Source organism: Oryzophilus luti (genome assembly GCF_059726245.1).
Window position 1 is genome coordinate 289,032 of record NZ_AP040874.1, and the last position, 26,038, is coordinate 315,069.

Sequence of the window (26,038 nt, forward strand, 5' to 3'; positions counted from 1 at the left end):
GGAATGCAGGCGATTTTCGCCATGACAAAAAGGATTGACTTTGAGGGGCGACCCAGAGTAGCGTGTTCGGTCTACAACGACCATAAACGAACATGTACGAACATGTAGAGATGGTCGAACGCTTCAAACACTATTCACCGAGTTTCAGGAGGCCGAATGCGCTTCAGAACCATGCTGCTCCTGCTCATCTTGGTGCTTGTCGCATCGCTGGTGGGTTCCGCGCAGGAAATCACCGGACAGATACGCGGCACTGTCACAGACTCCACTGGCGCGGTTGTACCGAATGCGCTGGTGACAGTCACCAACACGGATCGCGGACAGGCAATCCGTACACTGCACACAGGTCCGGCGGGTGAATTTGTCGCCCCGCTGCTGCCGGTGGGCAAATATTCGGTGACCGTCACGGCCACCGGGTTCCGCACGGTAATCCACAAGGACATCGTGCTCAACGTCAGCGATCGCCTGACAATCGATGCCCAGCTGGTTCCGGGCAGCAGTTCGGAAACCGTGCAGGTGGAAGCCTCGCCGGATCAGGTGAACTTGGACACGGCGGCCGTTGAAGGCCTCATCGCCGGTCAGCAGGTTCGCGAACTGCCGCTGAACAACCGCAACTACGAGCAGTTGGTCACCCTGCAGCCGGGCGTTACCAGCAACGCTTCCGACCAGATTTACGTCGGCACCACGAACCCGAGCGGCCAGGTCAACATCGTCTCCTTCGCCATCAACGGCCAGCGCCAGAGCCAGAACAACTGGACGATTGACGGCGCCGACAACCTGGACCACGGTTCCAACATCACCCTGCTGGTTTATCCCAGCGTTGATGCGATTTCGGAATTCAAGGTTGAGCGCAGCGGCTACCTTCCTGAGTTTGGTCGTTCGGCGTCGGGTCAGATCAACGTTGTGACCCGCTCCGGCAGCAACCAGCTCCACGGTTCGCTGTATGAGTTCTTCCGCAACGACTGGCTGAACGCCAACACGCCGTATAACAAGTTCAAGGGCCTGGCGCGTCCGGTGCTGCGGTACAACGACTTTGGTGGCACCATCGGCGGTCCGGTCTACATCCCCGGCATCTATGAGAAGAAGGACAAAACGTTCTTCTTCTTCAGTGAAGAAGTCCGCCGCGTGACCACGCCGGTCACCAAGAGTTCGACGCTGCCCACCGCGGACATGCTGGCTGGTAACTTCTCCAGCACGGTATGTACGGCGATCAACAGCGACGGTTCCTGCGCGGCGACCGGCACCTCGATCGCCCCTGCGAACTTCAACCCAATTGCCGCTGCGTACATCAAGGATGTCTTCAGCAAGGTTGCAGCCATGCCGGGTCTTTCTGTGAATGGCACGGATGTGTCTTCGCAGGCCGCGGGTGTCTTCAACTACCGCGAGGAACTGTATCGCATCGACCACCTGCTGACTTCGAAGATTGCCCTGATGGGCCGCTTCATCAACGACTCGATTCCGACGGAAGAGCCTTACGGCCTGTTCGGGCCGCAGTCCTATCTGCCGGGCATCGGCAATACCAAGACCAACTCGCCGGGCCACCAGTTCATGGCTCGCGCGACCTTCCAGATCTCGGAAAAGTTGTACAACGAAGTTGGCTACGCTTACTCCTACGGCGCGATCACCAGTGATCCGACCGGCCTGGCGGCGCGCACCAACTCGCCGGACGTGGCGAGCGCGGTGAACCTGCCGTACGGCGTGACGCTGAACCGCATCCCGACCGTCTATTTTGACGACTTTAACAACGGGACATTCGGGAGCTTCGGCCAGTACCGCGACTATAACCGGAACCACAACCTGTTCGACAACTTCAGCTGGACGCAGGGAAAGCACGCCATGAAGTTCGGCGTCTCCTATAACCGCTACCAGAAGGAAGAGAACGCAGCCGGAAACAATGCCGGCACGTACTCGTTCGACTCTTCGAACTATGCGGCGTCCGATGCGATCAGTCAGGATTGGGCAAATTTCCTGCTGGGTTACTCTGCGCTGGGGATATCTCAGTCGTCGGCGGATTTCAATGCCAACATCAAGCAGAACCTGTTTGAAGTCTATGGACAGGATCAGTGGCGCGTTCTGCCGAACCTGACCGTCAGCTACGGACTCCGCTACTCGTACTTCCAGACTCCGTGGGCTGAGGGCAAGAACCTGCCCTCGTTCGATCCGGCGCAGTACAGCGCGGCGAACGCGGCAACCATTGATGCCAACGGAAACATCATCACCGCGGCGGCCGGAACCAACGGTTACGTTGTGGGCGACGTCAACTCCTCCTACGGCAAGTTCATTACCCGCCAGAACAATCTCAACTTCGCTCCGCGCGTCGGTATCGCGTGGGACCCGTACGGCAAGGGCAAGACGTCCGTCCGCGCCGGCTTTGGCATGTTCTATGACTCGGTTGCGGCCGGTCTCATTGAAGACAACATCTTCAATAACTCCGCAGACTCCAGCCTCGGGACTTTCATCTCGTCCCCGGATGTGGCGGGAGCCAATGCGCGGCCGCAGAGCCTCTACGGCACCGACCCCAACTGGAAGACGCCATACACCTTGAGCTGGAACCTGGATGTGCAGCAGGAGTTCGGCAAGGGCTGGATGGTGGACCTGGGTTATGTGGGAAATGAGGGCCGTCATCTGACGGGTCTTATCGACATCAACCAGGTTGCACCGGGTGTTGCCGCTGCTGGTGGCGTTCTGTCTGGCTGCCTCTCGAATGGCATCTATAAAGCCACTGTGGATTGCGGCAGTGCATTGAACAAGTACCGTCCGTACCAGGGCTTTGAGTCGATCGGTCTGCTTTCGCCCCGGTTCAAGTCCAACTACCACGGTCTTCAGGCCTCGGTGAAGAAGCAGTTCGGCAAGAACACGACCTTCGGCGCGTTCTACACCTGGTCGAAGAACCTGACCAACAACCAGACGGATCGTTCGACCGGCGTGATGTACACCTACTGCGTTGAGTGCGAATACGGCCGTGCCACGCTGGACCGCCGTCACGTCTTCAGCGCCAACTTTGTCTACGACACGCCGTGGTTTGCGTCGCAGAAGGGGTTTGTGGGACACGTGCTCGGTGGTTGGGAAGCTTCCGGCATCCTGACCGTCAACAGCGGACTGCCTCTCACTGTTCTGGGTAAAGCGGGAGCGGAAGGCGATCCGATGATGAGCGGCTTCTTTGTTGCGGGAACGGCGGGTTACGGCCGCATTTCCAGCATTCGTCCGGATCAGATCTCGGATCCGAATTCTGGAGCGGCGCACAGCTGGACGAATTGGTTCAACCAAGCGGCGTTCACTTACCCGACGCTTTCCGGTGTGGTTCCGACCGAACACCGTGGCTCGGTCACTGGCCCCGGACTGTGGCGCTATGACATGGCCCTGATGAAGAACCTGAAGATCTTCGAAAAGGTGAGCACGCAGTTCCGCTTCGAGGGCTTCAACCTGTTCAACCACGCCAACCCGACGACGATTGGCACCAGCATGTCATCGACTTCGACCTACGGCAAGGTCACGGGCAGCCGTGACGGCCGTACGTTGCAGTTGGCGGCGAAGATCCTCTTCTAATCCACGATGCCACGCGGAATGCCTCGCTGAGGTGTTCCGCGGAGCGTCTGGCCGAACTTGACGCGGGAGGCAGGCGGTGAACCTGCCGTCTGTCTCCCGCATTTCCTTCGTAACACCCCGGGAGTTGTTGCAATGCCGATGCAAGAGGGCACTGGCGGAGAAGTCACGCCCAAATTCCGTTATCACATGCTGCGCGAGGTCTATGAGCAGCCGGGCGCAGTGCGCCAGACCATTGAGCGTCATCTGGATCAGCAGGGCAATATCAAGCTGGATCGTCATTTTCTATTTGGTACGCCGCTGGCGCGGGTGGTGATTGTGGCCAGCGGTGCCAGCCGCCACGCGGGGCTGGCCGGCAAGGTCATGATCGAGGACCTGGCGGGAATTCCGGTGGAGGTTTCGCACGCCAGCGAGTACTGCTATCGCAAGCCGCTGGGCGGTGCCGAGACGCTGGCCGTGTTCATTACGCAGTCGGGTGAGACCGCCGACACAATAGCCGCGCTGCGCGCCGCGCGCGAGGCAGGGCTGCGCACGCTGGCTATCTCCAACGTGGAGAACTCCACGATTGTGCGCGAAGCAGACTCGGTCTTCCTTACCCACGCCGGACTGGAAATTGCAATTCCGGCGACCAAGAGTTTTACGGCGCAACTGACGGCGCTACTGCTGCTGGCGCTCTCGCTGGCCGAGCAGTGCGGACGGCTGGCGCATGAGCAGGTGCAGGCGCACCTGGCCGGGCTGAAGCGGGTGCCAGAGACAATGCAGGAATGGCTGCCGCGCTTTGACCGCGAGGCCGAAGAGGCCGCCAAGATTTTCTATAAGGACAACTCCTTCCTGATGATCGGCCGTGCGGTTCACTATCCCATGGCGATGGAAGCGGCGCTCAAGCTGAAAGAGATCTGTTATGTGCACGCCGAGGGCTACGCCTCCGGCGAGCTGCGCCACGGTCCCACCGCACTGGTCGATGAATCGACCCCGGTGATCGCCGTTGGAACCGTTGACGAGAAGGATGCGGAATCGGCGCTACGCTATGAAAAATCGATTACGTTGGTAGATGAACTTCGCCAACGCAACGCACGCATTCTGCTGGTGGCGAATGAGGGCGACCGCTGGGCTGAGGCATTCGCGCCCGGTCTGATGAATGTGCCGCGCGCCAGCGAACTGCTGCTGCCGCTGCTGGAGATTCTGCCGCTGCAACTGTTTTCCTACCATGTGGCGCTGCTGAACGGATTTGACGTGGACCGTCCCCGGAACCTTGTAAAGAGCGTGCAGGAGGATTGATTGCCGATTGTAGTAGCAGGCGATATTGGGGGCACAAAGAGTTACGTCGGTCTGTTTGAAGCAACGCCGCACGGGCCGCGCGCGCTGGAAGTCCGGCGCTATGCGACGCAGGAATGGGGTCGGCTGGTGGAGATGGTGCACGATCTGGCCGGAAACACGACGCTATCAGGCGGCTGTTTTGGTGTAGCGGGTGCTGTGGTGGAAGGCCGGGCAACCATGACGAACATCCGCTGGACGCTCGACCAGGAACAGTTGAAGGCGGAACTTGGATTTCCATGCCGGTTATGCAACGACCTGGTGGCGACCGCGAATGGTATCTCCAGCCTGGAGCCCGCGCAGTTGCTGACGTTGCAGGAGGGCGTTGCCGGACGCAAGGCGGCCAAGGCCTTGATTGCGGCGGGAACCGGACTGGGCGAGAGCATCCTGTATTGGGATGGACAGCGGCATGTAGCGCTGGCGAGCGAAGGCGGCATGGCCGGCTTTGCGCCGCAAACCGAGGAGCAGATCGAGTTGCTGCGCTGGATGCTGAAGGGCCGAAAGGCACTCAGCGTGGAGCGCGTGCTCTCCGGGCGGGGGCTGGCGAACATCTACGACTTCCTGCGCGATACGCGCGGCGGCGTAGACGCGGGTACGGAACAGGCAATTGCCAACGCCAGTGACAAGGCCGGAGCGATTGCGGCGGCGGCCGACAGCGGCAAGTGCGAAGTCTGCGCCAAGGCGCTTGATCTGCTGCTGGAGATCTACGGCGCGGAGGCTGGGAACCTGGCCCTGAGGGCCATGGCGCTGGGCGGAGTTTACGTTGCAGGTGGCATCGCAGCCAAGCAGCGCACGCGGATGGCGCAAGGGGCGTTCCTGCGTGGCTTTTTGGCAAAGGACCTGCTCGCGAAGCTGATGCCCGAGTTTCCCGTGCATCTGGTGTTGGAGGAGCGCACGGCACTGCTGGGAGCGGCGCGCATGGCGTGTGAGGCAGTGCAGTAACGAGTTCGAGACAGAGACTGCGTTCGGTAAGAGCGGAGCCGGTTCGAGGGCGTTGGAGACGTGGAGCGGATGAAGATGAGATCGTTGTGGCGAGCGCTGGGAAGAGCATCTCTGGTTACGGCAGTGTTGTCGGCTTTCTGCTGCGCAAGTGCGCTGGCGCAGGCGGCGAATGGTGGCAGCGCGAAACTGCCGAGCGTTGACCAGGCGATGAACAAAGCTGTCGGCGACGGCATGATTCCGGGCGGAGTGGTGGTGGTCGGCCACAATGGCCATGTCGTCTACCGCAAGGCCTACGGCTCGCGCTCGCTGGAGCCTTCGCGCGAGGCGATGACGGCGGACACGATCTTCGATCTCGCCTCCCTCACCAAGTGCGTGGCCACCACCAGCAGCGTGATGCAGCTGGTGGAGCAGGGCAAGCTCCGTCTGAATGACACGGTTGCAACCTACATTCCGGAATTTGCGCAGAACGGCAAGCAGAGCATCACGGTGCGGCAATTGCTGACGCACTATTCGGGCCTGCGCGAAGACCTGGACCTGAAGCAGGCGTGGAGCGGAACGCCGGAAGCGTACCGCATGGCAATGGCCGAAAAACCCATCTATACGCCGGGTTCACGCTTCCTGTACAGCGACATTAATTTCGAGACGCTCGGTTTCCTCGTGGAGAAGGTCAGCGGGCTGCCTCTTGACCAGTACGCGGCAAAGTACGTGTTTGCGCCGCTCGGCATGAAGAACACGCGCTTCACGCCTCCGGCGGAGTGGCGCGCGCGCATTGCGCCCACTGAGTTCGATGAAACCAACAAGATGCTGCGTGGCGTGGTGCATGATCCGACGGCGCGGCGCATGGGCGGCGTCGCCGGTCACGCGGGGCTGTTCGCAACCGCCGATGACCTGGCGATCTTTGCGCAGGAGATGCTGACAGGCTCGCGCGTTTTGAACCGCCTGACGGTGGAAAAGATGAGTACGCCTCAGCAGCCGCCGCATGTGTACAGCGCGCGCGGATTGGGATGGGATCTGGATTCTCCGTTTGCCAGCAACCGCGGCGACCTTCTGCCTGTGGGCTCGTTCGGCCACACGGGTTTTACCGGAACCTCGCTGTGGATGGACCCGACGACCAACACGTACATCATCGTGCTCACGAACGCGGTGCACCCGCGTGGCGGACACTCGGTAGTGTCTCTGCGCGCACGTGTGGCCAACGCCGTGGTGCACGATCTGAACCTGAACCCGACGGACGACGCGAAGCTGCGCGTGGCGCGCATCACCGGCTATAACGAGCTGGCAACCGCCGCACGCCGCGTGACGGTGCGTGCCGGTGACGCGAAGGCTGGCATCGACGTGCTGGAAGCCTATGGCTTCTCCGCGCTGCATCCAGACCCGGCCAAGCCGGTTCGAATCGGAGTGGTGACCAACCACACCGGCGTGGATGCCAAGGGGCAGCGCACGGTTGATGTGCTGGCGGCGGTGCCCGGACTGAAGCTGGCTGCCATCTTCAGCCCCGAGCATGGCATCAGCGGCAAACTCGACACGACGAATATTTCCGGCTCGGTGGATGCCGCGACCGGGGCACCAGTGTACAGCGTCTACGGCGCGGGCGATGCGAACCGCCGCCCGAAGGCCGAGGTTCTTGATCAGCTTGACACCATCGTCTACGACATACAGGACATTGGCGTGCGCTTCTACACCTACGAAACCACGCTGGGCTACTTCCTTGAGGCGGCGTCGAAAGCGGGCAAGGAGATCGTGGTGCTCGACCGCCCGAACCCGATTGCAGGCGACTTTGTGCAGGGTCCGGTGGCTGATGCCGGGCGCGAATCCTTCGTCGCCTACTGGCAGACGCCGATCCGCCACGGCATGACCGCCGGCGAACTGGCGCGCATGTTCAACAGCGAGCGCGGTCTGCATGCCAAGCTGACGGTGATCAAGATGGAAGGTTGGATGCGCGGCGACTGGTTCGACTCAACCGGAAGGCTCTGGATCAATCCTTCGCCGAACATGCGCAGCCTGACCGAGGCAATGCTCTATCCGGGCGTGGGCATGATCGAGGGGACCAATATCTCGGTCGGCCGTGGAACGGGCACACCGTTTGAGCTGGTGGGCGCACCGTGGGTGAAGCCGGTTGAGCTGGCGAATTACCTGAATGCACGTGAGATCAGCGGGGTGCGATTCATCGCCATGCAGTTCACGCCGACGGACTCGAACTACGCGAACCAGTTGTGTGGCGGCGTCAATATACAGGTGACGGACCGCAACGCGCTGGATTCGGTTGAGCTGGGCGTAGAGTTGGCGTCGGCGCTGCACGCGCTGTATCCGGACAAGTACGACATGGCGAAGCTCGACTGGCTGATGGTTTCCAAGGCAAGTGTGGAGGCGATCCGCAGCGGAGCCGATCCGCGCAATGTGGCGGAGAGCTGGCGCGACGGGCTGGAGACATTCCAGCAGCTTCGCGCGAAGTATCTGCTGTATTAGAGAAGTGGTCGCAGGTGGTGCCGGTGTCCAAGGCAGAAGAGCGAACGGAGGACTCATGGGCAAAGTGGAGACTACATCTCTGCTGAATGAAGAAAGGTTGCGCGCGATTCTGGACCTGTTGCGAAGCAATGGGCGCGCGCTGGTGCGTGATCTGGCGGAGCAATTCGGCACCTCGGAGATCACCATCCGGCGAGATCTCGACCTGCTGAAACAACGTGGTCTGGTGCGTCGCATCCACGGCGGCGCGCTCCCCATGGAAGCCGACTTCAGCCTGACGGAACGCGAGCTCAAGCACTCCCGCGAGAAGCATGCCATCGCCGAAGCGGCGGCGGAGATGGTGAAAGAAGGTCAGTCCATCGTGCTCGGCGCGGGCAGCACCACCACGGCGATTGCGCGCGCCCTGCGCGACCGCAGGAACCTGACGGTCATCACCAACGGCATACGCATTGCGCACGAACTGGCCGCCAGCGACGTGGATGTAATTGTGACCGCCGGCACGCTGCGTAAGAACTCCTATTCGCTGGTGGGACCGCTGGCCGAGCAGACCATTGCACACTTGAAGGCCGATATCTTCTTCATGGGTGTCGACGGCATCGATACACAAGTGGGGTTCTTCATGCAGAACCTGCTGGGTGCGCAACTGGCGCGCGCGATGGTGCACATGGCCACGCGCACGGTCGTCGTTTGCGATTCCAGCAAGTTCGGCAAGAAGAGCCTGACTACCATCATTCCCACGAGCGAGGTGCACGGGGTCATCACCGACCGCAAGGTGCCGGAGCACGAGGTGCAGAAGCTGCGCGCGGCGGGAGTGGAGGTCACACTGGTTTAGAAGCACTGCGGGGAAAACGGTGATAGGGGCTGCGCGTGATGCGCGGCCCTTTTTTCATGAGATCAGCACTCTAATGGAAATTGGCTGCGCGCTCCTGCGGCGATGGCACCTTGACCCACGCCATACCGGCAGCACGCGCGGAGGCGATGCCAAGATCGGTGTCTTCAAAGACGAGACAAGAGGCAGGCTCAATGCCGAGACGCTGCGCGGCGGTCAAGTAAGGCTCCGGGTGCGGTTTGCTGTGGGTGTAATCCTCGGCGCAGACCAAGGTCTCAAAGCGGTCGATAAGGCCGACTGCGCGGAGAGATTTCTCCACCGCCTTGCGTTCGCCGCCGGAAACCACGGCAAGCGGCAGCCTGCCGTATTGAGATTCCACGTGCGCCACGACTTCAGGAATAGCGATGACCTTACCGACGCCGTCGCGGTAGAGCTGTTCCTTGCGTGTCACCAGTTCTTCCACCGGCAGATCAATCTTGTAGCGGTCCGCGAGCTTGCGGGCAATGGCATCCACAGGGACACCGCCCCACTCGTAGAACAGGTCTTCGGGGAATGGGCACCCGAGCGGATCGAGCACCGAGCGCCATGCGCGATAGTGCATGGGCATGGAGTCGACAATGGTGCCGTCGCAGTCAAACAGGTAGGCCTGGAAGTTGCCTTCGGGGAGGGGCAGTGCCGTGCCGCGCTGCGCGGCCGCGTCGCCACTCAGCGGGGAAGCGGGTTCTGTCATTATTTCTCCTGCAACCATTCTAGCGGGAATGAACGCAGGCCGCATCCAAGGCGGGCGCGCCCGGCGCAGAATTGCAGGAAGATTCACATTGCTCAATCTCGACGAAGCGGAATGCGCGTGCAAAGAGAAAGGCGGCCAATGGCCGCCTTTCCGGTTTAGCGTGCAATGCAGGCAGTTACTTCTTAGCCTTCTTCGCCGGTGTGGCCGCGGCGGCCGGAGCCGTCGCAGCTTCCTTCTTGGCGTTCGGAGGCAGCGGCTTGCGCGGCATCATATCGTCACTCATGGCGGCGTCATAGAGGAACGACGCCAGAATGACCGCACCCTGCATCATGTCCTCGCGCTGCAGACGCTCGTAAACGTCATGGTTGGAGTGGTGCGTGCGCGTGCTGTACTCCACCGGGTCCTGTATGAACTGGAAGCCCGGAATGCCGACGGCGTCGAAGGACAGATGGTCGGTGCCACCCGTGGTGCGCTCGGTGATGGTGGTGAAGCCGAGGTCGCGGAACGGTTCGCCCCAGGCCTTGAAGATGGGCGCCACCGCCGCATTCTCCTGCGTGTAAATGCCGCGCAGCTTGCCGGTGCCATTGTCGATGTTCAGGTAAACGGAGACTTTCTCCTGCTCCGGCTTCAGGATGAGCGGGCTGGAATCTCCGCCGCGCAGGAACGAGGGGACCGGATTGTTCGGATCGGCCTTGGGCTCCTCGCGGTAGCCATAGTGCTCCTTGACGTAGGCGCGCGAGCCAAGCAGGCCCTCCTCCTCCGCGGCCCACAGGCCGATGCGGATGGTGCGGCGCGGCTGCGTGCCGGTCTCCTTGAAGATGGTCTGCAGGATGCGCATGGCTTCCATCGTCATGCCCACGCCCGCGCCGTCGTCGGTGGCGCCGGTGCCTGCGTGCCAGCTGTCGATGTGTCCGCCGGCGATGACCAGCTCGTTCTTCTTATCGGAGCCGGGGATTTCGGCGACAGTGTTGTAGATGTTGCCATCGTCCACCAGTTCGAAGTGCGATTGAACGTTGATCTCCAGCTTGACGGGAACCTTGCGGTCGAGCAGGCGAGAGATGCGGCCGTAGTTCTCCACGGTCATCACCAACTGGAGCACGCCGTCGGGATCGCCCTTGTGGTAGTTCTGCGTGCCCTGCACAAAGATCAGACCGGCTTCACCGCGGCTGGCTTCAATGGTGGCGGCGACCTTTTCCTCGCTCAGAAACTTCTGCAGATCGCGCTGGAACTGGAAGCGCTTCATCAGGTCTTCGCGCGTGAAGGTGCGTCCACCCGGATCGCGAAGGTTTTCGCCGGGAATCTGATATTCGGCGAGATCTTCCAAGCTCTTTTCGTCATAACGCTTCAGCGCCGGTTCGGAGCCGGGCTTGACCTCGCGCATTTCGCCGACGAGCACAATCTTGCCCGCGAGCTGTCCTTTGTACTTTGCGAGCTCTTCGGTCGTGGTGGCCTTCAGGCGAACGACCTCGCCGGTGAGCGGGCCGTTGGTGGCCGGGGTCCAGGCCTTGGGCAGCGCGCTGAGCACGGCGACATCGGGCGACGTCATGCGGATGCTGATGTTATCGAGCTGCCAGCCGCGCCCGAACTGGAAGGGCTCAAGATGCGCGTTGGCCAGGCCCCACGTGGTGAACTGGTCGCGTGCCCACTCATTGGCACGCTTGTGATTGGCCGAGCCTGCCAGCCGCTGGCCGAGCCGGTCGGTCAGCTCGCTCATGATCTCCATAACCTTGGAGTGATGGAAGCCTTCCTCGCGGATGCGCGTGACCATCTGCAGGTCGGGTTGGTCGCTGGCCGGCCCGGCCGCCATGGCCGGAATGGTGCAGACGAACAGAAGAAGCAGAGCACAGGAAAAACGAAAAGACTTCCAAGCAGCAGAAGCAGACATCGACCGTCCTCGATTGAATGGGATGCGCTCAGGTGCGTCAAAACGGCTGATTGATCTTTGGAGCCGCCACCGGCAGCCTGGCAGGAATCTGGTTTAGGGGATGGTACCACCGCAAGCCTCAATCTGGAGGGCAAGCGCAAGGACAAAACGTAAAAAATTGTAAGCAAGCCCCTGGTTCAGTTTCCGGAACGGAAACAGCAATTCAGAATTGGAGCGAGCTAAGTGAAATCTCAGGCGGGTGGGTTCTCGACAGGATGTGCCGCCCTACAATCGAGTTACCGCACACTAGATTCCAAGCAAGTGGATGCGGGAGAGACGGATTCATAAGTCAGATTCATACTCTGTAGGGGCCCGGAAGCGCCATCGTCGGCTCTCCTGGGTTATGGAGAGCATCATGCCACATGCAAGCGAATTCAGTGCGCCCAAAAAGCCCCCACTCCCGGCAAAGGGACATGAGACCATCCTGCTCGTCGAGGATGAGGAGTATGTGCGGCAGGTGGCGCGCGAAATCCTGGAGCTGGAAGGCTACTCCGTGCTGGAGGCAAACAACGCCCACGAGGGTATTGAACGCTTTGAACAGCACTCCGGGCAGGTGAACCTGCTGCTGACGGACGTTGTGATGCCAGGCATGGATGGCTGCGATCTGGCAGAGCATCTGGCCATGACCCAGCCGAGCTTGAAGATCATCTTCATGAGCGGCTATACGGAAAATGCAGTGGTGCGGCGCGGCGTGACCCACCTCCAACTGGCCTATCTCCAAAAGCCGTTCACGCTCCAGGCGCTGGCGGAGAAGGTGCGCGAGGTGCTGGATTCTTCCGCCGACAGGTGGGTGGCGCCTCAGGAGCCTGCGGATGCCGAGGCCCGCAAGGGCCTGTAGCGCGTCGCAGAAATCATCTCAGTAGCAACCAGATCCAATGGCACAACGCGATGCAGCACGCGAGCTTCGGCACAGGCGCGTGGCATCCCGTAGACTGTGCAGGACTTCTCGTCTTCTCCCACGGTGATTCCGCCACAGCGGTAGATCTCACTCATGCCTTTCAATCCGTCGGCGCCCATGCCGGTGAGGATGATTCCCATGGCATGCGAGCCGTAAGCCTCTGCTGCTGCCAGCATCATCACATCCACCGACGGCATATGCGGAAGGTCGAACGGAGTCTTTGAGAGCTGCACCTTAAAGCCTGAGGGCATGGCTGCCACCGGCCGGATGTGGAAGCCCGCCGGACCGATGTAGACCGTGCCCGGCTCCAGCAGTTGCTCGTCTTTGGCCTCCACCACATGGATCTTGCAGAAGCTGTCGAGCCGCCGCGCGAATGGCCCGGTAAAGCCCACCGGCATGTGCTGGACGATCATGATGGGCACGGGAAAATCCGCCGGAAGTTGAGGCAGCAGTGTTTGCAGCGCCTTGGGACCGCCCGTGGAGGTTCCGATGCAGACGATATGCGGAATAGGAATACGCCCGCCGGTGACCACCGGCCGGGGCGGTGGCGGAGCAGCCAGCGGTGGTGCGGTGATCGGTGCGTGCCCACCAAAGGCAGCGCCGGGTACGCGCATGGCGGCCTTGATTTTGGCGATCAGGTCAGCCTTGATCTTGACGATGTCAAGCGAGACGTAGGAGAGCTGCTTGGGAATGTAGTCGAAGGCACCGCGAGCGAGGGCTTCAAGCGTGGCCTGCGCACCTTCCTGAGTGATGGAGCTGATCATAATGACCGGCCGCGGGCGCTCGGCCATGATGCGACTGAGTGCCTCGATGCCGCTCATGCGTGGCATCTCGACGTCCATGGTCACAACGTCGGGGTTCAGCTGCGCAATCTTCTCCAGCCCCTCCTGGCCGTCGCGGGCGGTGCCAACGACGGTCAGCATGGGGTCGGAGGAGATCATGCGCGTGATGGCCGTGCGCATGAATGCGCTGTCGTCCACCACCAGCACGCGGATGGGGCCTGTCGGCGTCATTGAATGCGGAACAGGGCCGTGACCAGCGCCCTGACCTCCTTGACGTAGGTTTCCAGCTCGAAGCTGAAGCGCGCCATGTCCACGCTGGCGGCCTGCGCGTTGTTGCGCGCGAGAACCTCCCAGGCCGGCATCTCGAAGATGTCGACGGCGCGCATCTCGGTGTAGCCGTGGCCGAGGCCGCTGATGCGGCAAAGCGTATCGGCAACGCAGACCAGCGCGCAGAGTTCCGGATCGAGCGTGGCTGTTTCCGGTTCGTGATGGCGGCGGATGGCCTCGTTCAGATACTCGATCAGCCGCCACGTTGTGCCAAGGAATTCGCCGGTGGTGGCGTGGGTGAAGCCGAGATGCTCGCGCTCCACCTGGTCGAGCGGGTTGCGCGTGCGTATGGCGATCTGCAGAACCTCGCGATACTCGTTGGGAATGACGAGGATGTTCACGAGGATGCCAATGTCGTGCAGCAGACCCGCCAGATATGCGCGCTCCGGACAGTTGTACTGGAGCCGGCGCGAGAGTTTGCGGCAGACCAGGGCGCAGCCAAGCGAGTGCTCCCACAGCGCCGTGGGATCGATGGAACACCCCGCGGGCGGAGCCAGCTTGAGCAGCGAGCAACTCACCACGATCTCGCGCATGCGCTGCAGGCCAAGGTTCATGACCGCGCCGCGCACGCTGGTGACACGCTGGCGCTGGCCGAACAGCGGCGAGTTCGCCATGCGCAGCACCTGCGCGGTGATCGACTTGTCGTGTCCGACCAGGTCGATGATCTTCTGCATGTCGACGCTCTCGCTGGGGGCTTCCAACTGGCGGAGCACGGGGATGAGGATTGCAGGCGCGGAGGGAATGTTCTCCAGCGACTCAATTTTGGCGCGAAGAGATGACAGACTCGGTGCAGGCATCATCCCTCCTTATCTCGTCGACCGGGCGGCGGGCTTCAGGTAAGCGATCGCGCCGGGGAAGTGGAGCAACCGGAACTCGTCATTGATCCCGAACAGCGATTCCGCGTGTCCGAGGAAGAGGAACGAGTTCGGCTGCAGGTTGTTGTAAAAGTGGTTGATGACGCGCCGCTTGCTGTTGCCGTCAAAATAGATGAGCACGTTGCAGCAGAAGATGACGTCCATGCCCTTAAGAAAGAGCATGCGGCTGTCGTCGGAGAGGTTGAGCTTCTGGAAGCGGACCTTGGCGCGCACGTTGTCATTCACGCGCCAGGTCTGGCCGTCCTGCGTGGTGTACTTGGTGCGGAAGAACGGCGTCATGTTGCGCACGGCGTATTCGCCGTAGACGCCGGCCTGCGCCTTGGCGATGGAACGGTCGTTGAGGTCGGTAGCCATGATCTCGAAGGAGAAGCCCTTGAGCGCGCCACCGATGCTCTCTTCCAGCAGCATCATGGCCAGCGTGTAAGGTTCCTCGCCGGTGGAGCAGCCCGCGCTCCAGATGCGTATGTTCTTGATGGGCAGATTGGCCTTGTTGGCTACCACCTGCGGCAGCACCAGTTTCTGGAACGAATCAAGCTGCGGCTGGTTGCGAAAGAAGCAGGTCTCGCCGATGGTGATTTCATTCAGCAACTGATGCATCTCGGCGGTGCGGTCCGGGCTGGTGGTGAGCAACTGGAAGTATTGCCGCAGGGACAGGATGTTCAGCGCTTTCATGCGCCGCTGGCAACGCTCCTCAAGGAAGCGCAGTCGGTGGTCGGCGTGAAAAATGCCGGCCACACTGTAGATGAGATCGCGGAGCTGCACGCAGGTTCCCTGGTCGGAGGGGATCTGCGAGTTGTCCGGCGAAAGGCTGCTGGCGAAGCTCATGCAACAACTCCAATCCGGCCGCTGCCGGCATCCGTGATAAGGTTTGCGGGGTCCAGAACCAGGCGCACGCGGCCGTCTCCGCTGATGGTGGCGCCCGCGATGGCGGGGCTGTCGCGCAGCAGCGTGCCCAGCGGCTTGATGACCGTGGACTCCTGCCCGATGAGGCGCTCCACCAGCAGGGCCACCCGCTGCTCATTGCTGGTGATGATGACGGCGCGCTGCGTAGTCGCTTCCGGCGAGCACAGGCCCATAGCCTCCGCCAGTCGGATGACGGGCACCACACGCCCGCGCAGGGAAAGCACCTCGCGGCCCTCAATGGTGTGAACGTCGCGCATGTCGATCCGTACGGTTTCCACCACGGAGCGGAGCGGCACCGCATAGGCCTCGCCGCGCACCTCCACCATCAGTACCGGCAGAATGGCCATAGTGAGCGGCACGCGCAGGCGCATGGTGGTGCCACGGCCAAGCTCGCTTTCAATGTCCACGGTGCCGTTCAGCTTCTTCAGGTTCGTGCGAACCACATCCATGCCCACACCGCGGCCGCTCAGGTTGTTGACCTTCTCCGCCGTGGAAAAGCCGGGCAGGAAGAGCAGGTCGAAGATCTCCCGCTGCGAGAGCAGGCGCGCAGCTTCGGCGGTGAGGAGGCCCTTTTCCAGGGCCTTGTTCGTGATGCGCTCCGGGTCGATGCCGCCGCCGTCATCGCGGATGATGACCTCGATCTGGTCGCCTTCCTGCTGCGCAATGATCGTGATGGTGCCGGTTTCCGGCTTGCCGGAAGCGCGGCGTTTCTCCGGAGATTCAATACCGTGGTCGAGCGAGTTGCGGATGATGTGCGTCAGCGGGTCGCTGATGTGCTCGATCATCGTCTTGTCGATTTCGGTTTCGGCACCCTCGATGACCAGCTCGACCTTCTTGCCAATCTGCGCGGCTGTGTCGTGGACCACGCGGGGCAGCTTGCGGAAGACCGTGTCGATGGGAACCATGCGCGTGCTGAGCGATGCGGTCTGCAATTCGTCGGTGATGAAGCTAAGGCGCGCGGTTGAGAGTGCGAGAGCTTCCGAGATTTCCTGCGATTGCTGCCGCTGCGTCGAGAAATCCTTGGAGAGCGATGCCAGGCGATTACGTTCGAGCACTAGCTCGCCAACAAGGTTGACGAGGTAATCAAGCTTGCGCACATTCACGCGCATTGACTCGGCGTCAGCATCGGCGGACTTGCGGCGCTGCTTGTTGCGCTCCGGCTCGGCTGCTGCCGCGGACTGCTGCACAAGTTGCGGACCACTTGGCTGAGAGCCTTCCGCGGAAGGTGTTGCCGCTGCGGCCGGCTCGGGAGCGCTGCTTGCCGCCTCCTGCTTCACGGTGTCCGCAGGTGGCTCAGTGGCTGTGACTGCTTCCGTCTCCACCTTGCTTTCCGTTGGTTGTTGCAAGGCGATCAGCGCCTCAAGCCAGGGCGAGAGATCGTAGTTGTGGGTGCGCGAGCAGCGTACGTCATCGAGCATGGCGCGCACCTGGTCGTTGACGCGCAACATGGTGTCCACCAGCGCGCGGGAGACCGAGAGCTGGCCGTTGCGCAACTGGTCCAGCACGTTTTCGGCGCGGTGCGCCAGCGCCACCGTTTGGTCAAAATTGAAAAAGCCGCTGGTGCCCTTGATGGTGTGCATGGCGCGGAAGATGCGGTTGAGCACTTCCGGGCTGCTGTCGCTCTCAAGGGTCAGCAGGTCCTGCTCCATGCGCTGAACAAGTTCATCGCTTTCGGTCAGGTAGTCCCGCAACAGATCATCAGGAACAAAGTCAGACATGATTGCCCCGCAACACTGGTACTAGTGGATGAATCGGCGAAAGGCTCGCAGAACTTTAGATGTTCAGCGGGCTTTTGGTGGGGCGCTCGGCGCAGGAGCCGGGAGGGCGGGAAGGGCAGAAATTGCCGTGCCGCGAACAGGATTGAGCACGACAATATCGATGCGGCGATTGAGCGCGCGGCCCTCCTCCGTGTCATTGGAAGCCACGGGGTGGAACTCGGCAAAGCCTGCCGCGGAGAGTGCTCCGGCGTCCATTCCATAACGGGTGATCAACTCGCGGATGACCTCGGTGGCGCGCGCGGTCGAGAGTTCCCAGTTGGAGCCGAAGGACGCGTTGTGAATCGGTACGTTGTCGGTGTGGCCCTCGATGCGGTAGTGGCAGTTCTGCGCCGCCAGCAACTCGGCAATGTTTCCAAAGACCGGTTCGGCCTGCGCACGCAGTTTGGCGGAGCCGCTGTCGAAGAAACTCATCTCATGCAGGCTGATGACCAGTCCGTCGGGGCCTTCGCGGAGCGTGACGTCGCGGGGCGATATCTGCCCCTTCTTGAGAGCTTCGCCCAGTGCGCGGCGTAGCGCCTGCACGCCTGCGCCTTCTGAGGGGAGAGGTCCCGAGCCAATGTTTTGCAGTTCCTTCTGCGACGGCGATCCCGGCCCGAGTGCCCCGTTGGGCTTGCCGCCCGGCGGCCCCGCGGCGTTGCCGTTGAAGACTCCCATCTCAGAGAAGCCTGCCTGAATGGCGACCGCGAGCTGATTCATGCGGTGACGATCCACCTGCGCCGAGGCGTAAAGCACCACGAAGAAGGCAAACAACAAGGTCATAAAGTCGGCGTAGGAGACCAGCCAACGCTCGTGGTTCGAATGGTCTTTCTTCTTCCGACTCATGCCAGCTCCGACTCGTGCTCCTGCACGGCAGGTTTGGCGGAAGTGTTCTCGGCAGGCTTGGCCGCGCGCGTGTCCACCAGGTAGCCGTTGAGCTTTGTCTCAAGCATGCGCGGGTTCATGCCCTCGAGAATGGAGACCACGCCCTCGACAGCCATCTCACGCACCATCTGTTCCTCATGCGCACGAACCTTGAGTTTGCCCGCCACAGGCAGGAAGAAGAGGTTGGCGGCGGCCACGCCATAAATGGTGGCGACGAAGGCGACGGCGATGCCCTTGCCAACTTCGTCGATGTTGTCGAGGTGCTGCATGACCTGTATGAGGCCAAGCACGGCGCCGATGATGCCGATGGTCGGCGAAAACCCGCCAGCGGCCTCGTAGACGTGTGCCAACTCTTCGTCGTAATCCTGGCGCGTGTCCATCTCGAATTGCATGATCTTGCGCAGTTCGGCGGGCTCGGTGCCGTCGACCGCGAGCATGACGGCCTTGCGCGTGAACGGGTCGGGAATCTTGTCGAGCTCGGCGTCAAGCGAGACGATGCCGTCGCGGCGGGCTTTCAGCGCCAGCTCCACGAGGGTGGCAATGATGGTTTCCGGATGAAAGTTGGAATGGAGAATGACCCTGCTGAGCCGGCGCGCGGCGGCCAGGAAGAACGGCAGCGGGTATTGCAGCAGCACGGCCCCCAGCGTGCCGCCAAAGACGATGAGTGCCGCTGTCGGCTGGAGAATCTGCGCGATCTTTCCGCCTTCCAGCAACAGGCCGAGGATGATGCCGCCAATTCCGACGATGATTCCGATGATGCTGCTGCGGTCCACGGGTCACCTCAGCCTTGGGATGTTGGTTGCGCGGATGCGGAGGAGAACAGGGGCACCGCCGGAGAGGGCGAGGATGCGATCCGGCTGCGGTAATCAAGGATGCGGCGGACGACCTCGTCGGCACTGTCACGCACCACAAGTTTGTCTCCGGTGATGAGCGTCAGGACGGTGTCCGGCGACTGTTCCACGAACTTGATCAGCTCGGCGTTGACGATGATCGGTTTGTTGTTGAGGCGCGTGAGTTCGATCATGGCAGTGCGGTCTCGCAGGCAATACATCGGATGAATGCGGACTCAGCTTGAATGGCTGGCCAAATGCAGAAGAAATCTCGAAACGGGCTAAAGGTCGGGCAAGAGCTGCCGATGGAGTGGGTGTAACACGCAAAGGTTCCTCCGGACAGGGCGTTGTGGAGGCATTGTGCCGCCACCTGATGAATTCCGGTACGGCTTAGCAGGAACCGCGGGAAGGAGAGTCCCATGGCACTCAGCATTCTGAACAACATCCCGGCACTGGCGGCAGAGAACCAGTTGAACATGACGCAGACCTCATTGCAGAAGACCCTGTACCAGTTGTCTTCGGGTTCGCGCATCAATTCCGGCGCCGACGACGCGGCCGGACTGGCCATTGCCAATGGCCTGCAGGCAAACATCGCGGCCCTTACGCAGTCGCAGCAGAACGCGACGCAGGGCGTGGGCATGCTGCAGGTGGCCGATGGCGCTCTTTCGCAGGTGACCTCGCTCCTGAACCGCGCCGTAACCCTGGCGACGGAAGCTTCCACGGGGACTCTCGATTCGACCGGCAACCAGGCTGCCGCTCTGAACGCCGAATTCACCAAGATCAAGGCGGAAATCGACAACATCGGCCAGAAGACGACCTACAACGGTTCGGTCATCTTCGGCGCCGGCACAGCGGGCAGCAACCCGAACCAGTTGGCGTTTTCCACCACCGGCGTGGCCATGACCGACGCGATGGCGACCACCGGCTCGGGCAATGCCTCCATGACCATCACCAATGGCGGCAAGACCTTTACCTATACTTCGACCGGTTCGGACACCGTGGCCGACTTCATCAACAATGTGAACAATGCGGGCATCGGCGTGACGGCCAGCCTGAACGGCACCGGCCAGTTGCTGCTGACCAGCAACACCAACAGCGGTGACATCAAGATCACGCAGGATGCGCAGAACCCGGTGAGCAACTTCGGCGCGGCCTCGAACCCGGCGGCCTCTGGCGGCACGAACATCGTCAACATCTACATGACCGACTCGACCGGAAACGGCAGCTACAACATCTCCGTGACGTTGAATGCCTTCTCCGCCTCGAACATGAACACCTCCTCCATCAATACCGATTCGCTTTCGACGACGGCCAACGCGCAGACGGCGCTGACCGACATCAGCAACGCGATCACCAAGGTTGCCGCCCTCCGTGGCGACATTGGCGCGGTGATCAACCAGTTGCAGGCGGCCGGAAACGTCATGAGCAACCAGGTGCAGAACCTGAGCTCTGCGGAGACCAACATCACCTCCGCCGACATCGCTGGCGCCGTTGCCAACATGACCAAGTACAACGTGTTGCAGCAGACCGGCATCTCCGCCCTCGCGCAGTCCAACCAGATGCAGCAGGGCGTGCTGAAGCTGTTGCAGTAAACCAGTGACACCGGAAGGCGGGCTTTCATGAGGCTCGCCTTCCGGTCTTGGTGAGAAATCTAAGGAGTTGCTTATGCGTGTGGTGTTACAGCAGCCACTGCCGGTTGAACCTATGGACCGGACCGCGCGCATAAGCAACTCCTTAATGCCAGCGGCCAATGACCTGCAGAGTGAAATCGGGACCCTGCCGGTGGTTCCGACTCCGCGAACGGCGTTCCGGCGTATGGAGCGCAAGCCGGAGAAGCAGAAGGATCCAGCGCAGCTTCACGTGAGTCTGGAGCCGGGCGAAGACGAAGAGCAGGATCCGGAAAGCTACGAGGAGCAATTTTCCGAAGAAGAAGCGTCTGAAGTGGGCGAAGTTGAGGCTCCTGAGATCGACTGGAGCGACTCTGGCAGCGAACTGGAAGCTGACTCTGAAGTGGCGGACGAAACGGAAGCAGCCGAGAAGTTGAACGTGAGGTTGTAACGATGTCGAGCAACTACGGTGTATCCATCGGCACATCGAATTATGGCAGCGGCAGCGGAATCGATGTCGCATCGCTTGTGACGCAGACGCTGGATGCCGAGCGCAAGGGCGAAACCATCCTCAAGAACCAGCAAACCACCATCAATGACAAGATGACGCTGCTGGAGGGGTTCCAGTCGGCGGCCTCCACGCTGGAGAACGATGTCTACAGCCTGAGCAGCGTGGTTGGCACCATGGCCAAGCAGACAGTCTCCAGCTCGAACACCGCGGCCGTCACCGCCACCGTCAAGAGCGGAGCCAGTGCAGGCACGCATACCGTGGTGGTCGGCAACCTGGCTGTGACGTCGAGCTCTTACAGCAACTCGCTCGACAGCGCTACTGCGGCGGTCGGCAGCGGAGACCTCGTCTTCAGCGTTGGCTCCAGCAACTACACGGTCTCGGTCAGCGACGGCGCCACACTCAACGACCTTGTGACACAGATCAACAGCGGCAGCTATAGCGTCACGGCCAGCGTGATTACGGACGTCAGCGGCGCGCGCCTGGCGCTGACCAGCAAGACCTCCGGCGCCGATGGCTCCATCAACATCAGCTCGCAGCCGGCGAACCTGAGCTTCACCACCACGGCGGGCAAGAATGCTTCGGCAACCGTTGATGGCGTGCCCATTACGAGCGCGACCAATACGCTTTCGGGCGTCATCTCGGGCGTCACACTGACGCTGACCGGGGCCACCAACGGCAGCCAGGCCACGGTGACCGTGGGGCCGAACACCAGTGGCGTTGTCACCTCCATCGCCAACATGGTGAACGACTACAACAGCATCATCAACGCGCTGAATGAGCAGTTCAAGTACTCCACCAGCACCGCCTCCGCCGGGGAGCTTTCCGGCGACAGCACCGTGCGCCAGATGCAGAGTGACCTGTTGGGCTGGATCACAACATCGGTCACCGGGAACGGGAGCGTGAACTCGCTCTCCGACCTCGGCATCTCCATGAACAACGACGGCACGTTGACGGTGGACAGCACCACGCTGAACGACGTTGTCACCAACAACTTCAGTGACGTGAAGAGTTTCTTCCAGAACAGCGATTACACCGCCTTCGGGCAGAAGTTCGACAGCTACCTGCTCGATATGAGCAGCACTGTCGATGGCTCGCTGCAGGTTGACTACAACTCTCTGAAGACCAGCTACAACGATCTGCAGAGCCAGATCGACGACCTGGAAGCCTACCTGACCGATGAACAGACGCGGTTGACAGCCTACTACAGCAAGATCAACACCGAGCTGCAATCGTTCCCAACCGAGATGCAATCGGTCACGACCATGCTGGACAGCCTGACGAGCACGAGCAGCTCAAGCAAATAGACGGAGAGTTCGAAAACCCACATGAGCCCCTTTGAAGCAAAGAGCGCGTACCAGGAAGCAAGCGTTCGCAGCGCGAACCCGATCCGGCTGGTGCTGATGGTTTATGACCGCATGCTCACCGACATGCAGAAAGCGATCGAGTGTCTTGAAACTTCCGACATCGAAGCACGCACTGCGGCCATCAAGCATTGCATGGAGTGTCTGGACCATCTGCAGGCGAACCTGAACATGCAGAACGGCGGCGAGGCGGCGAAGTTCCTGTGGCAGTTCTATTCGCACATGCGGGGCAAGCTGCTGGAGGCGCAAATCAAGCAGTCGGTAAGCCTGCTGAAAGAGCAGATGTGGCTGCTGCAGGAAGTGCGCGGCGAGTGGGAAAAGGCCGAGCAGCATTTGTTCGGGCCGAAGCAGGAGGCAGTTCCTTCGGTTCCCGCTCCGGTTTACGCCGGAGAGGTTGCGGAGAAGACCTCCGCGTGGACCGCGTAATCTTTTCGAGCCTCGAAGGCGCGCGCAGAACCCGGCGTCGAACACTCCCAACTCAAAAGCCAACTTGAACCGAAGGGCGCTTCCGGGCGCCCTTCCTTGATGCCATCGCGCGCAAGAAGAAAGGCGCCCGCAGGCGCCTTCAGAGAGGAATCAGGTCTAGCTAGGAATTGGGCAGGTAATTCAGCAGGGTCATGTTCATGGTGCGGCCCATGGCCTGCATGGTGGCCTGTCGCGCCAGTTGCGCCTGTGACAGGTTGGCGACAGCGGTGGTCATGTCCGCACCCACCAACTGATTCTGGTAGCTGGCAATGTTGATCTTCTCCTGGTTCAGGTAGGTGTCCTGCGCCTGCACCTGGTTCACGGCGTTGCCGTAAAAGACGCGCGAGGCGCTTACGCCATCGAGCGCGGTGCGAATGCCGCTGGTGGCGGTGGCTACGGCGGCGGTGTCATTGCTGCGCAGTGCCGTGCTTAAGGTTGTGAGAGCGGCGAACACGTCCTTGCCGCTCTGGTTGAAGATGCTGCTGCCGGGCTGGTTGGCGGCCACGGAGAGGCCCGCGCCAACGTCGACGATGTTCTGCTGCGTGTTGCCGTCATAGCGCACGCCAGAGCTTTGCGTGGCATCGGCAACATAGGGTGTCACCTGCGTGTTGGTGCCTGCAAACAGGTATTGCCCATTGAAGGTCGTGTTGGCCAGCCCAAGGATCTGGCTCTTGATGCCGTCGATCTCATTGGCCAGCGCCTGGCGGTCGGAGTTGGAGAGTGTGTCGGTGGCGCCATTGGTGCCCAGGGTGATAGCGCGTGTCAGGGCCGTCACCACCGAACTGAGGGTGGAGTCGGCCATGCTCAGCGACTGCTCAATGCTCGAGTTGCTCTGGATGTATTGATCGTCCTGCGCGCTGCGTGCGGTCTGTGCCACGTTGGCAGCGGCCGCCGCAGGGTCGTCCGAAGGTACGTTGACGCGCTTGCCGGAAGAGAGCTGCTGAAGATACGTGTCCTCAGCCTGCTTGGCCTGCGAGAGCCAGTTGAGCATGTCGGAGGTGGTGTTCGGGTTGACGCGCATATCGGTACCTCGTCTACTGGAACATGTTGATCGATGTTTGCAGCATGGAATCGACGATGCTGATGATCTTGGCCGCCGCCTGATACGTCCGCTGGTAGAGCACTAGTTTGGTGACCTCTTCATCAATGTTCACGCCGGAAATAGCGCTTTGCTGATCCTGAAGCTGTTGCAGAATGGTGCCGGCGGCACTCGAAGCTGACTGTGCGTCGGAGATTTTGGAGCCTACGGTGTAAACGATCTTCGAGTAGGCGTTGAGTGGAGTCTGTCCATTGGCGAGCGTCTGGCTCTGTACGCCGAGCAGCTTGCTGACGTTCCCGTTGCCGCCAGATGCCGTGTCGGAACTGGCCGCGATGAGCGCCGGATCGGTGATCGCGGTCTTAAACGATGCGGCTGCTCCACTGCCTGTGGTGAAGCTGAACAGGTTGCCGCCCGCGTTTCCGTTGGCATCGTAGCCGCTGGAGTTGGCGGTATTCAGCGCCGTGCCCAGGCCTTCGGCGAGCGTATCGAGCTGGCTCTGCAGGTCATTGAGATTCACGTCGCGCGCGGTGATAGTGCCGCCCATGGCGCCGCCGCTGATCTGCGCCGTGATGTCATTCGCGCCGGAATAGATGTGCGTGTCGCCGGTGGCGGGGTCGGTTTGCGCGGAAATGTCGTAGGAGCGTCCGCCGATGACGAGCGGTGCGCCGTCCTTTGTGGTCAGCGTCAGGCCTTCGCTGTCGCTGAACTGATTGACGTCCATCTGCTTGGATAGGTCGGTGATGAGGACAGCCCGCTTGTCCACGAGGTCTGAGGCATCCTTGCCTTCCGCCTGAAGTGTCTGGATCTGTATGTTGAGCGCAGCGATCTGCTTGGTGTCCGTGTTGACGGTGTTGACCGCCTGCGAGAGTTGCAGGTCGAGCGTGTTGCGCGTGCTCGTCAGGTTGGCCGATGCCGTCTGAAAACTGCTTGCAAGGTTGTTGGCAGCGGTCAGCACCGCCTGGCGCAGGGAGCTGTCCGCCGGAGAGGTTGAGAGATTCTGCAGGGCGTTGAAGAACGCCGTCATCTGGTCGCCGACCGAGTTGCTGCCTGATTGAAAGAGCAACTGCACCGGCTGAAGCGCGTTGCTGATGGTATCGTTGGCGGTCTGTGCCTGCGTTTCTTCCTGAATGCGCAGCTCAAGTACGTTGTCGCGCAGGCTTTCCACGCGGGCCAGCGTTACGCCGCCGGGCGTGCCGTCGTTGTTCGGCACGGCTTCCTGCAATACGGCGCGCCGCCGCGAATAGCCGTCAGTATTGGAGTTGGCAATGTTGGCGGTGGAGACTTCCACCGCGGCCTGTTGCACCTGCAGCGTGTTGAGTGCCGAATTCAGCGTGCCAAACAGAGAGGTCGACATGGACGCTCCTCACACACGCTCCGACCGGAGTCCCGGCGCGCGCTCTTCAGTCAGGTTGTAGATGCGGTTGAGGGTAGCGCACCAACGCTCCCCCTTGGCAACCGCCTGGCGATAGGTCGCTAGCGCGTCGCGAAGTTGCCCGAAGAGGTGACAAGCCTCGGCATCGCCCGTATCGAGCGGCACCGCCGACAGCACGGTGCATAGGCGCTGTTGCTCGGCCACCGCCGATGAGAACGCCTCGGCATCCCAGTGGGACAGCGCGTGCTGGCCCTGCTGGATGGCGAAGAGCAGCTCCGTGAGAAGTCGTCTCGCTTCCGCAGGCTCCGTCGATGTGCGTGTGTCCGCCACTTATCGCATCCGTGTGGCGACCGCCGTATCCATCATCGCGCCCGCAACCTTTGCCGTGTCGACCTGGTAGATGCCCGCGTCGATGGCGCCCTTCAGGGCCGCCACGCGATCCTGACGGATGTCGTCACCGGCCGCCGCACTGCTGACGGTCTGCGAAGTGGAAGACAGACTTGCAACCACACCGCCTTCATGCTTCACGCCTGCCTGTGAACTCTGGGCGCGCTGCGGCGAGCCTGAATTCTGCAGAATGTTGACGGCGCCAACGTTTGTGTTATCAATCCTCATGGGGATACCTCTTCGAAATCACCTGCAATTAACCTATCGGCAATTGCTGAGAAAGCTTTAATCGATTTCGAG

23 protein-coding genes are annotated in these 26,038 nt (G+C 61.3%); 10 read left to right on the forward strand and 13 right to left on the reverse strand.

Translation table 11 applies throughout. The annotated features are described in order from the left end of the window. Positions 1-156: 156 nt before the first annotated feature. From AC6IZO_RS01180 to AC6IZO_RS01200, 5 genes are all read left to right on the forward strand, one after another. On the forward strand, positions 157-3,543 hold the full coding sequence (locus AC6IZO_RS01180; RefSeq protein WP_497807153.1) for a TonB-dependent receptor: 3,387 nt from the start codon (positions 157-159) through the stop codon (positions 3,541-3,543). Positions 3,544-3,675: 132 nt separating this feature from the next. Continuing rightward, positions 3,676-4,818: an isomerizing glutamine--fructose-6-phosphate transaminase gene (locus tag AC6IZO_RS01185; RefSeq protein ID WP_497807155.1), complete on the forward strand. Its 1,143-nt coding sequence runs from the start codon at positions 3,676-3,678 to the stop codon at positions 4,816-4,818. Next, positions 4,819-5,796: a glucokinase gene (locus AC6IZO_RS01190; protein ID WP_497807157.1), complete on the forward strand. Its 978-nt coding sequence runs from the start codon at positions 4,819-4,821 to the stop codon at positions 5,794-5,796. 207 nt (positions 5,797-6,003) lie between these two features. Continuing rightward, complete coding sequence (locus AC6IZO_RS01195; RefSeq protein WP_497807159.1) at positions 6,004-8,262, forward strand: exo-beta-N-acetylmuramidase NamZ domain-containing protein; 2,259 nt, start codon at positions 6,004-6,006, stop codon at positions 8,260-8,262. Positions 8,263-8,317: 55 nt separating this feature from the next. Further along, positions 8,318-9,091 carry a DeoR/GlpR family DNA-binding transcription regulator gene (locus AC6IZO_RS01200; RefSeq protein WP_497807161.1) on the forward strand — a complete coding sequence of 258 codons (774 nt, stop codon included), beginning with the start codon at positions 8,318-8,320 and terminating at the stop codon, positions 9,089-9,091. Between the two features lie 70 nt (positions 9,092-9,161). Here the strand turns inward: AC6IZO_RS01200 and AC6IZO_RS01205 are convergent, their stop codons facing one another. Both AC6IZO_RS01205 and AC6IZO_RS01210 read right to left on the reverse strand, forming a co-directional pair. Next, positions 9,162-9,818 (reverse strand): HAD family hydrolase, encoded by a 657-nt coding sequence (locus AC6IZO_RS01205; RefSeq protein WP_497807163.1) that lies wholly within the window; start codon positions 9,816-9,818, stop codon positions 9,162-9,164. A 175-nt stretch (positions 9,819-9,993) separates the two neighbouring features. Further along, positions 9,994-11,703, reverse strand: a complete 1,710-nt coding sequence (locus AC6IZO_RS01210; RefSeq protein ID WP_497807165.1) for a M20/M25/M40 family metallo-hydrolase — start codon at positions 11,701-11,703, stop codon at positions 9,994-9,996. 394 nt (positions 11,704-12,097) lie between these two features. On the opposite strand from AC6IZO_RS01210, the gene AC6IZO_RS01215 reads away from it, so the two are divergent. Continuing rightward, positions 12,098-12,580 (forward strand): response regulator, encoded by a 483-nt coding sequence (locus AC6IZO_RS01215; protein WP_497807167.1) that lies wholly within the window; start codon positions 12,098-12,100, stop codon positions 12,578-12,580. Here AC6IZO_RS01215 and AC6IZO_RS01220 read toward each other — a convergent pair. From AC6IZO_RS01220 to AC6IZO_RS01250, 7 genes are all read right to left on the reverse strand, one after another. Continuing rightward, positions 12,541-13,653: a protein-glutamate methylesterase/protein-glutamine glutaminase gene (locus tag AC6IZO_RS01220; protein WP_497807169.1), complete on the reverse strand. Its 1,113-nt coding sequence runs from the start codon at positions 13,651-13,653 to the stop codon at positions 12,541-12,543. The genes AC6IZO_RS01215 and AC6IZO_RS01220 overlap by 40 nt on opposite strands. Then, complete coding sequence (locus AC6IZO_RS01225; RefSeq protein WP_497807171.1) at positions 13,650-14,546, reverse strand: HDOD domain-containing protein; 897 nt, start codon at positions 14,544-14,546, stop codon at positions 13,650-13,652. The genes AC6IZO_RS01220 and AC6IZO_RS01225 overlap by 4 nt, the downstream gene beginning before the upstream one ends. Before the next feature lie 9 nt (positions 14,547-14,555). Further along, positions 14,556-15,449: a CheR family methyltransferase gene (locus tag AC6IZO_RS01230; protein ID WP_497807173.1), complete on the reverse strand. Its 894-nt coding sequence runs from the start codon at positions 15,447-15,449 to the stop codon at positions 14,556-14,558. Next, the gene (locus AC6IZO_RS01235; RefSeq protein WP_497807175.1) at positions 15,446-17,245 is read right to left on the reverse strand and encodes a chemotaxis protein CheA; all 1,800 of its coding nucleotides are present in this window, start codon (positions 17,243-17,245) and stop codon (positions 15,446-15,448) included. The genes AC6IZO_RS01230 and AC6IZO_RS01235 overlap by 4 nt, the downstream gene beginning before the upstream one ends. A gap of 63 nt (positions 17,246-17,308) precedes the next feature. Continuing rightward, the gene (locus AC6IZO_RS01240) at positions 17,309-18,127 is read right to left on the reverse strand and encodes a flagellar motor protein MotB (protein WP_497807177.1); all 819 of its coding nucleotides are present in this window, start codon (positions 18,125-18,127) and stop codon (positions 17,309-17,311) included. Continuing rightward, entirely contained in the window at positions 18,124-18,939 is an 816-nt protein-coding gene (locus AC6IZO_RS01245) for a flagellar motor protein (RefSeq protein ID WP_497807179.1), read from the reverse strand. The genes AC6IZO_RS01240 and AC6IZO_RS01245 overlap by 4 nt, the downstream gene beginning before the upstream one ends. A gap of 8 nt (positions 18,940-18,947) precedes the next feature. After that, a complete protein-coding gene (locus tag AC6IZO_RS01250) occupies positions 18,948-19,190 on the reverse strand; it encodes a flagellar FlbD family protein (protein WP_497807181.1) in 243 nt (80 codons plus the stop codon). Positions 19,191-19,415: 225 nt separating this feature from the next. Between AC6IZO_RS01250 and AC6IZO_RS01255 the strand changes: the two genes are divergently transcribed. The 4 genes from AC6IZO_RS01255 to fliS all read left to right on the forward strand — a co-directional run bounded on the left by AC6IZO_RS01255 (position 19,416) and on the right by fliS (position 22,901). Beyond that, the gene (locus AC6IZO_RS01255; RefSeq protein ID WP_497807183.1) at positions 19,416-20,588 is read left to right on the forward strand and encodes a flagellin N-terminal helical domain-containing protein; all 1,173 of its coding nucleotides are present in this window, start codon (positions 19,416-19,418) and stop codon (positions 20,586-20,588) included. A gap of 79 nt (positions 20,589-20,667) precedes the next feature. Continuing rightward, positions 20,668-21,054 (forward strand): hypothetical protein, encoded by a 387-nt coding sequence (locus AC6IZO_RS01260; protein WP_497807185.1) that lies wholly within the window; start codon positions 20,668-20,670, stop codon positions 21,052-21,054. 2 nt (positions 21,055-21,056) lie between these two features. Then, on the forward strand, positions 21,057-22,418 hold the full coding sequence (gene fliD / locus AC6IZO_RS01265; RefSeq protein WP_497807187.1) for a flagellar filament capping protein FliD: 1,362 nt from the start codon (positions 21,057-21,059) through the stop codon (positions 22,416-22,418). A 21-nt stretch (positions 22,419-22,439) separates the two neighbouring features. Beyond that, positions 22,440-22,901 (forward strand): flagellar export chaperone FliS, encoded by a 462-nt coding sequence (fliS, locus tag AC6IZO_RS01270; protein WP_497807189.1) that lies wholly within the window; start codon positions 22,440-22,442, stop codon positions 22,899-22,901. A gap of 160 nt (positions 22,902-23,061) precedes the next feature. Here the strand turns inward: fliS and flgL are convergent, their stop codons facing one another. The 4 genes from flgL to flgM are packed head-to-tail and all read right to left on the reverse strand — an operon-like array spanning position 23,062 to position 25,966. After that, positions 23,062-23,961 (reverse strand): flagellar hook-associated protein FlgL, encoded by a 900-nt coding sequence (flgL, locus tag AC6IZO_RS01275; protein ID WP_497807191.1) that lies wholly within the window; start codon positions 23,959-23,961, stop codon positions 23,062-23,064. Between the two features lie 13 nt (positions 23,962-23,974). Further along, complete coding sequence (flgK, locus tag AC6IZO_RS01280; protein ID WP_497807193.1) at positions 23,975-25,333, reverse strand: flagellar hook-associated protein FlgK; 1,359 nt, start codon at positions 25,331-25,333, stop codon at positions 23,975-23,977. 9 nt (positions 25,334-25,342) lie between these two features. Beyond that, positions 25,343-25,681: a hypothetical protein gene (locus tag AC6IZO_RS01285; RefSeq protein WP_497807195.1), complete on the reverse strand. Its 339-nt coding sequence runs from the start codon at positions 25,679-25,681 to the stop codon at positions 25,343-25,345. Beyond that, a complete protein-coding gene (gene flgM / locus AC6IZO_RS01290) occupies positions 25,682-25,966 on the reverse strand; it encodes a flagellar biosynthesis anti-sigma factor FlgM (RefSeq protein WP_497807197.1) in 285 nt (94 codons plus the stop codon). Between the last annotated feature and the right edge of the window lie 72 nt (positions 25,967-26,038).

Excerpts from the sequence above, each read along its gene's own strand:
- AC6IZO_RS01220 (WP_497807169.1), bottom strand. The coding sequence starts at position 13,653 with ATGACGCCGACAGGCCCCATCCGCGTGCTGGTGGTGGACGACAGCGCA.
- AC6IZO_RS01235 (WP_497807175.1), bottom strand. The coding sequence starts at position 17,245 with ATGTCTGACTTTGTTCCTGATGATCTGTTGCGGGACTACCTGACCGAA.
- AC6IZO_RS01250 (WP_497807181.1), bottom strand. The coding sequence starts at position 19,190 with ATGATCGAACTCACGCGCCTCAACAACAAACCGATCATCGTCAACGCC.
- AC6IZO_RS01185 (WP_497807155.1), top strand. The coding sequence starts at position 3,676 with ATGCCGATGCAAGAGGGCACTGGCGGAGAAGTCACGCCCAAATTCCGT.
- fliS (WP_497807189.1), top strand. The coding sequence starts at position 22,440 with ATGAGCCCCTTTGAAGCAAAGAGCGCGTACCAGGAAGCAAGCGTTCGC.
- flgM (WP_497807197.1), bottom strand. The coding sequence starts at position 25,966 with ATGAGGATTGATAACACAAACGTTGGCGCCGTCAACATTCTGCAGAAT.
- AC6IZO_RS01210 (WP_497807165.1), bottom strand. The coding sequence starts at position 11,703 with ATGTCTGCTTCTGCTGCTTGGAAGTCTTTTCGTTTTTCCTGTGCTCTG.
- AC6IZO_RS01215 (WP_497807167.1), top strand. The coding sequence starts at position 12,098 with ATGCCACATGCAAGCGAATTCAGTGCGCCCAAAAAGCCCCCACTCCCG.
- AC6IZO_RS01180 (WP_497807153.1), top strand. The coding sequence starts at position 157 with ATGCGCTTCAGAACCATGCTGCTCCTGCTCATCTTGGTGCTTGTCGCA.
- AC6IZO_RS01200 (WP_497807161.1), top strand. The coding sequence starts at position 8,318 with ATGGGCAAAGTGGAGACTACATCTCTGCTGAATGAAGAAAGGTTGCGC.
- flgK (WP_497807193.1), bottom strand. The coding sequence starts at position 25,333 with ATGTCGACCTCTCTGTTTGGCACGCTGAATTCGGCACTCAACACGCTG.
- AC6IZO_RS01255 (WP_497807183.1), top strand. The coding sequence starts at position 19,416 with ATGGCACTCAGCATTCTGAACAACATCCCGGCACTGGCGGCAGAGAAC.
- fliD (WP_497807187.1), top strand. The coding sequence starts at position 21,057 with ATGTCGAGCAACTACGGTGTATCCATCGGCACATCGAATTATGGCAGC.
- AC6IZO_RS01240 (WP_497807177.1), bottom strand. The coding sequence starts at position 18,127 with ATGAGTCGGAAGAAGAAAGACCATTCGAACCACGAGCGTTGGCTGGTC.
- AC6IZO_RS01205 (WP_497807163.1), bottom strand. The coding sequence starts at position 9,818 with ATGACAGAACCCGCTTCCCCGCTGAGTGGCGACGCGGCCGCGCAGCGC.
- AC6IZO_RS01225 (WP_497807171.1), bottom strand. The coding sequence starts at position 14,546 with ATGCCTGCACCGAGTCTGTCATCTCTTCGCGCCAAAATTGAGTCGCTG.
- flgL (WP_497807191.1), bottom strand. The coding sequence starts at position 23,961 with ATGCGCGTCAACCCGAACACCACCTCCGACATGCTCAACTGGCTCTCG.
- AC6IZO_RS01230 (WP_497807173.1), bottom strand. The coding sequence starts at position 15,449 with ATGAGCTTCGCCAGCAGCCTTTCGCCGGACAACTCGCAGATCCCCTCC.
- AC6IZO_RS01195 (WP_497807159.1), top strand. The coding sequence starts at position 6,004 with ATGAACAAAGCTGTCGGCGACGGCATGATTCCGGGCGGAGTGGTGGTG.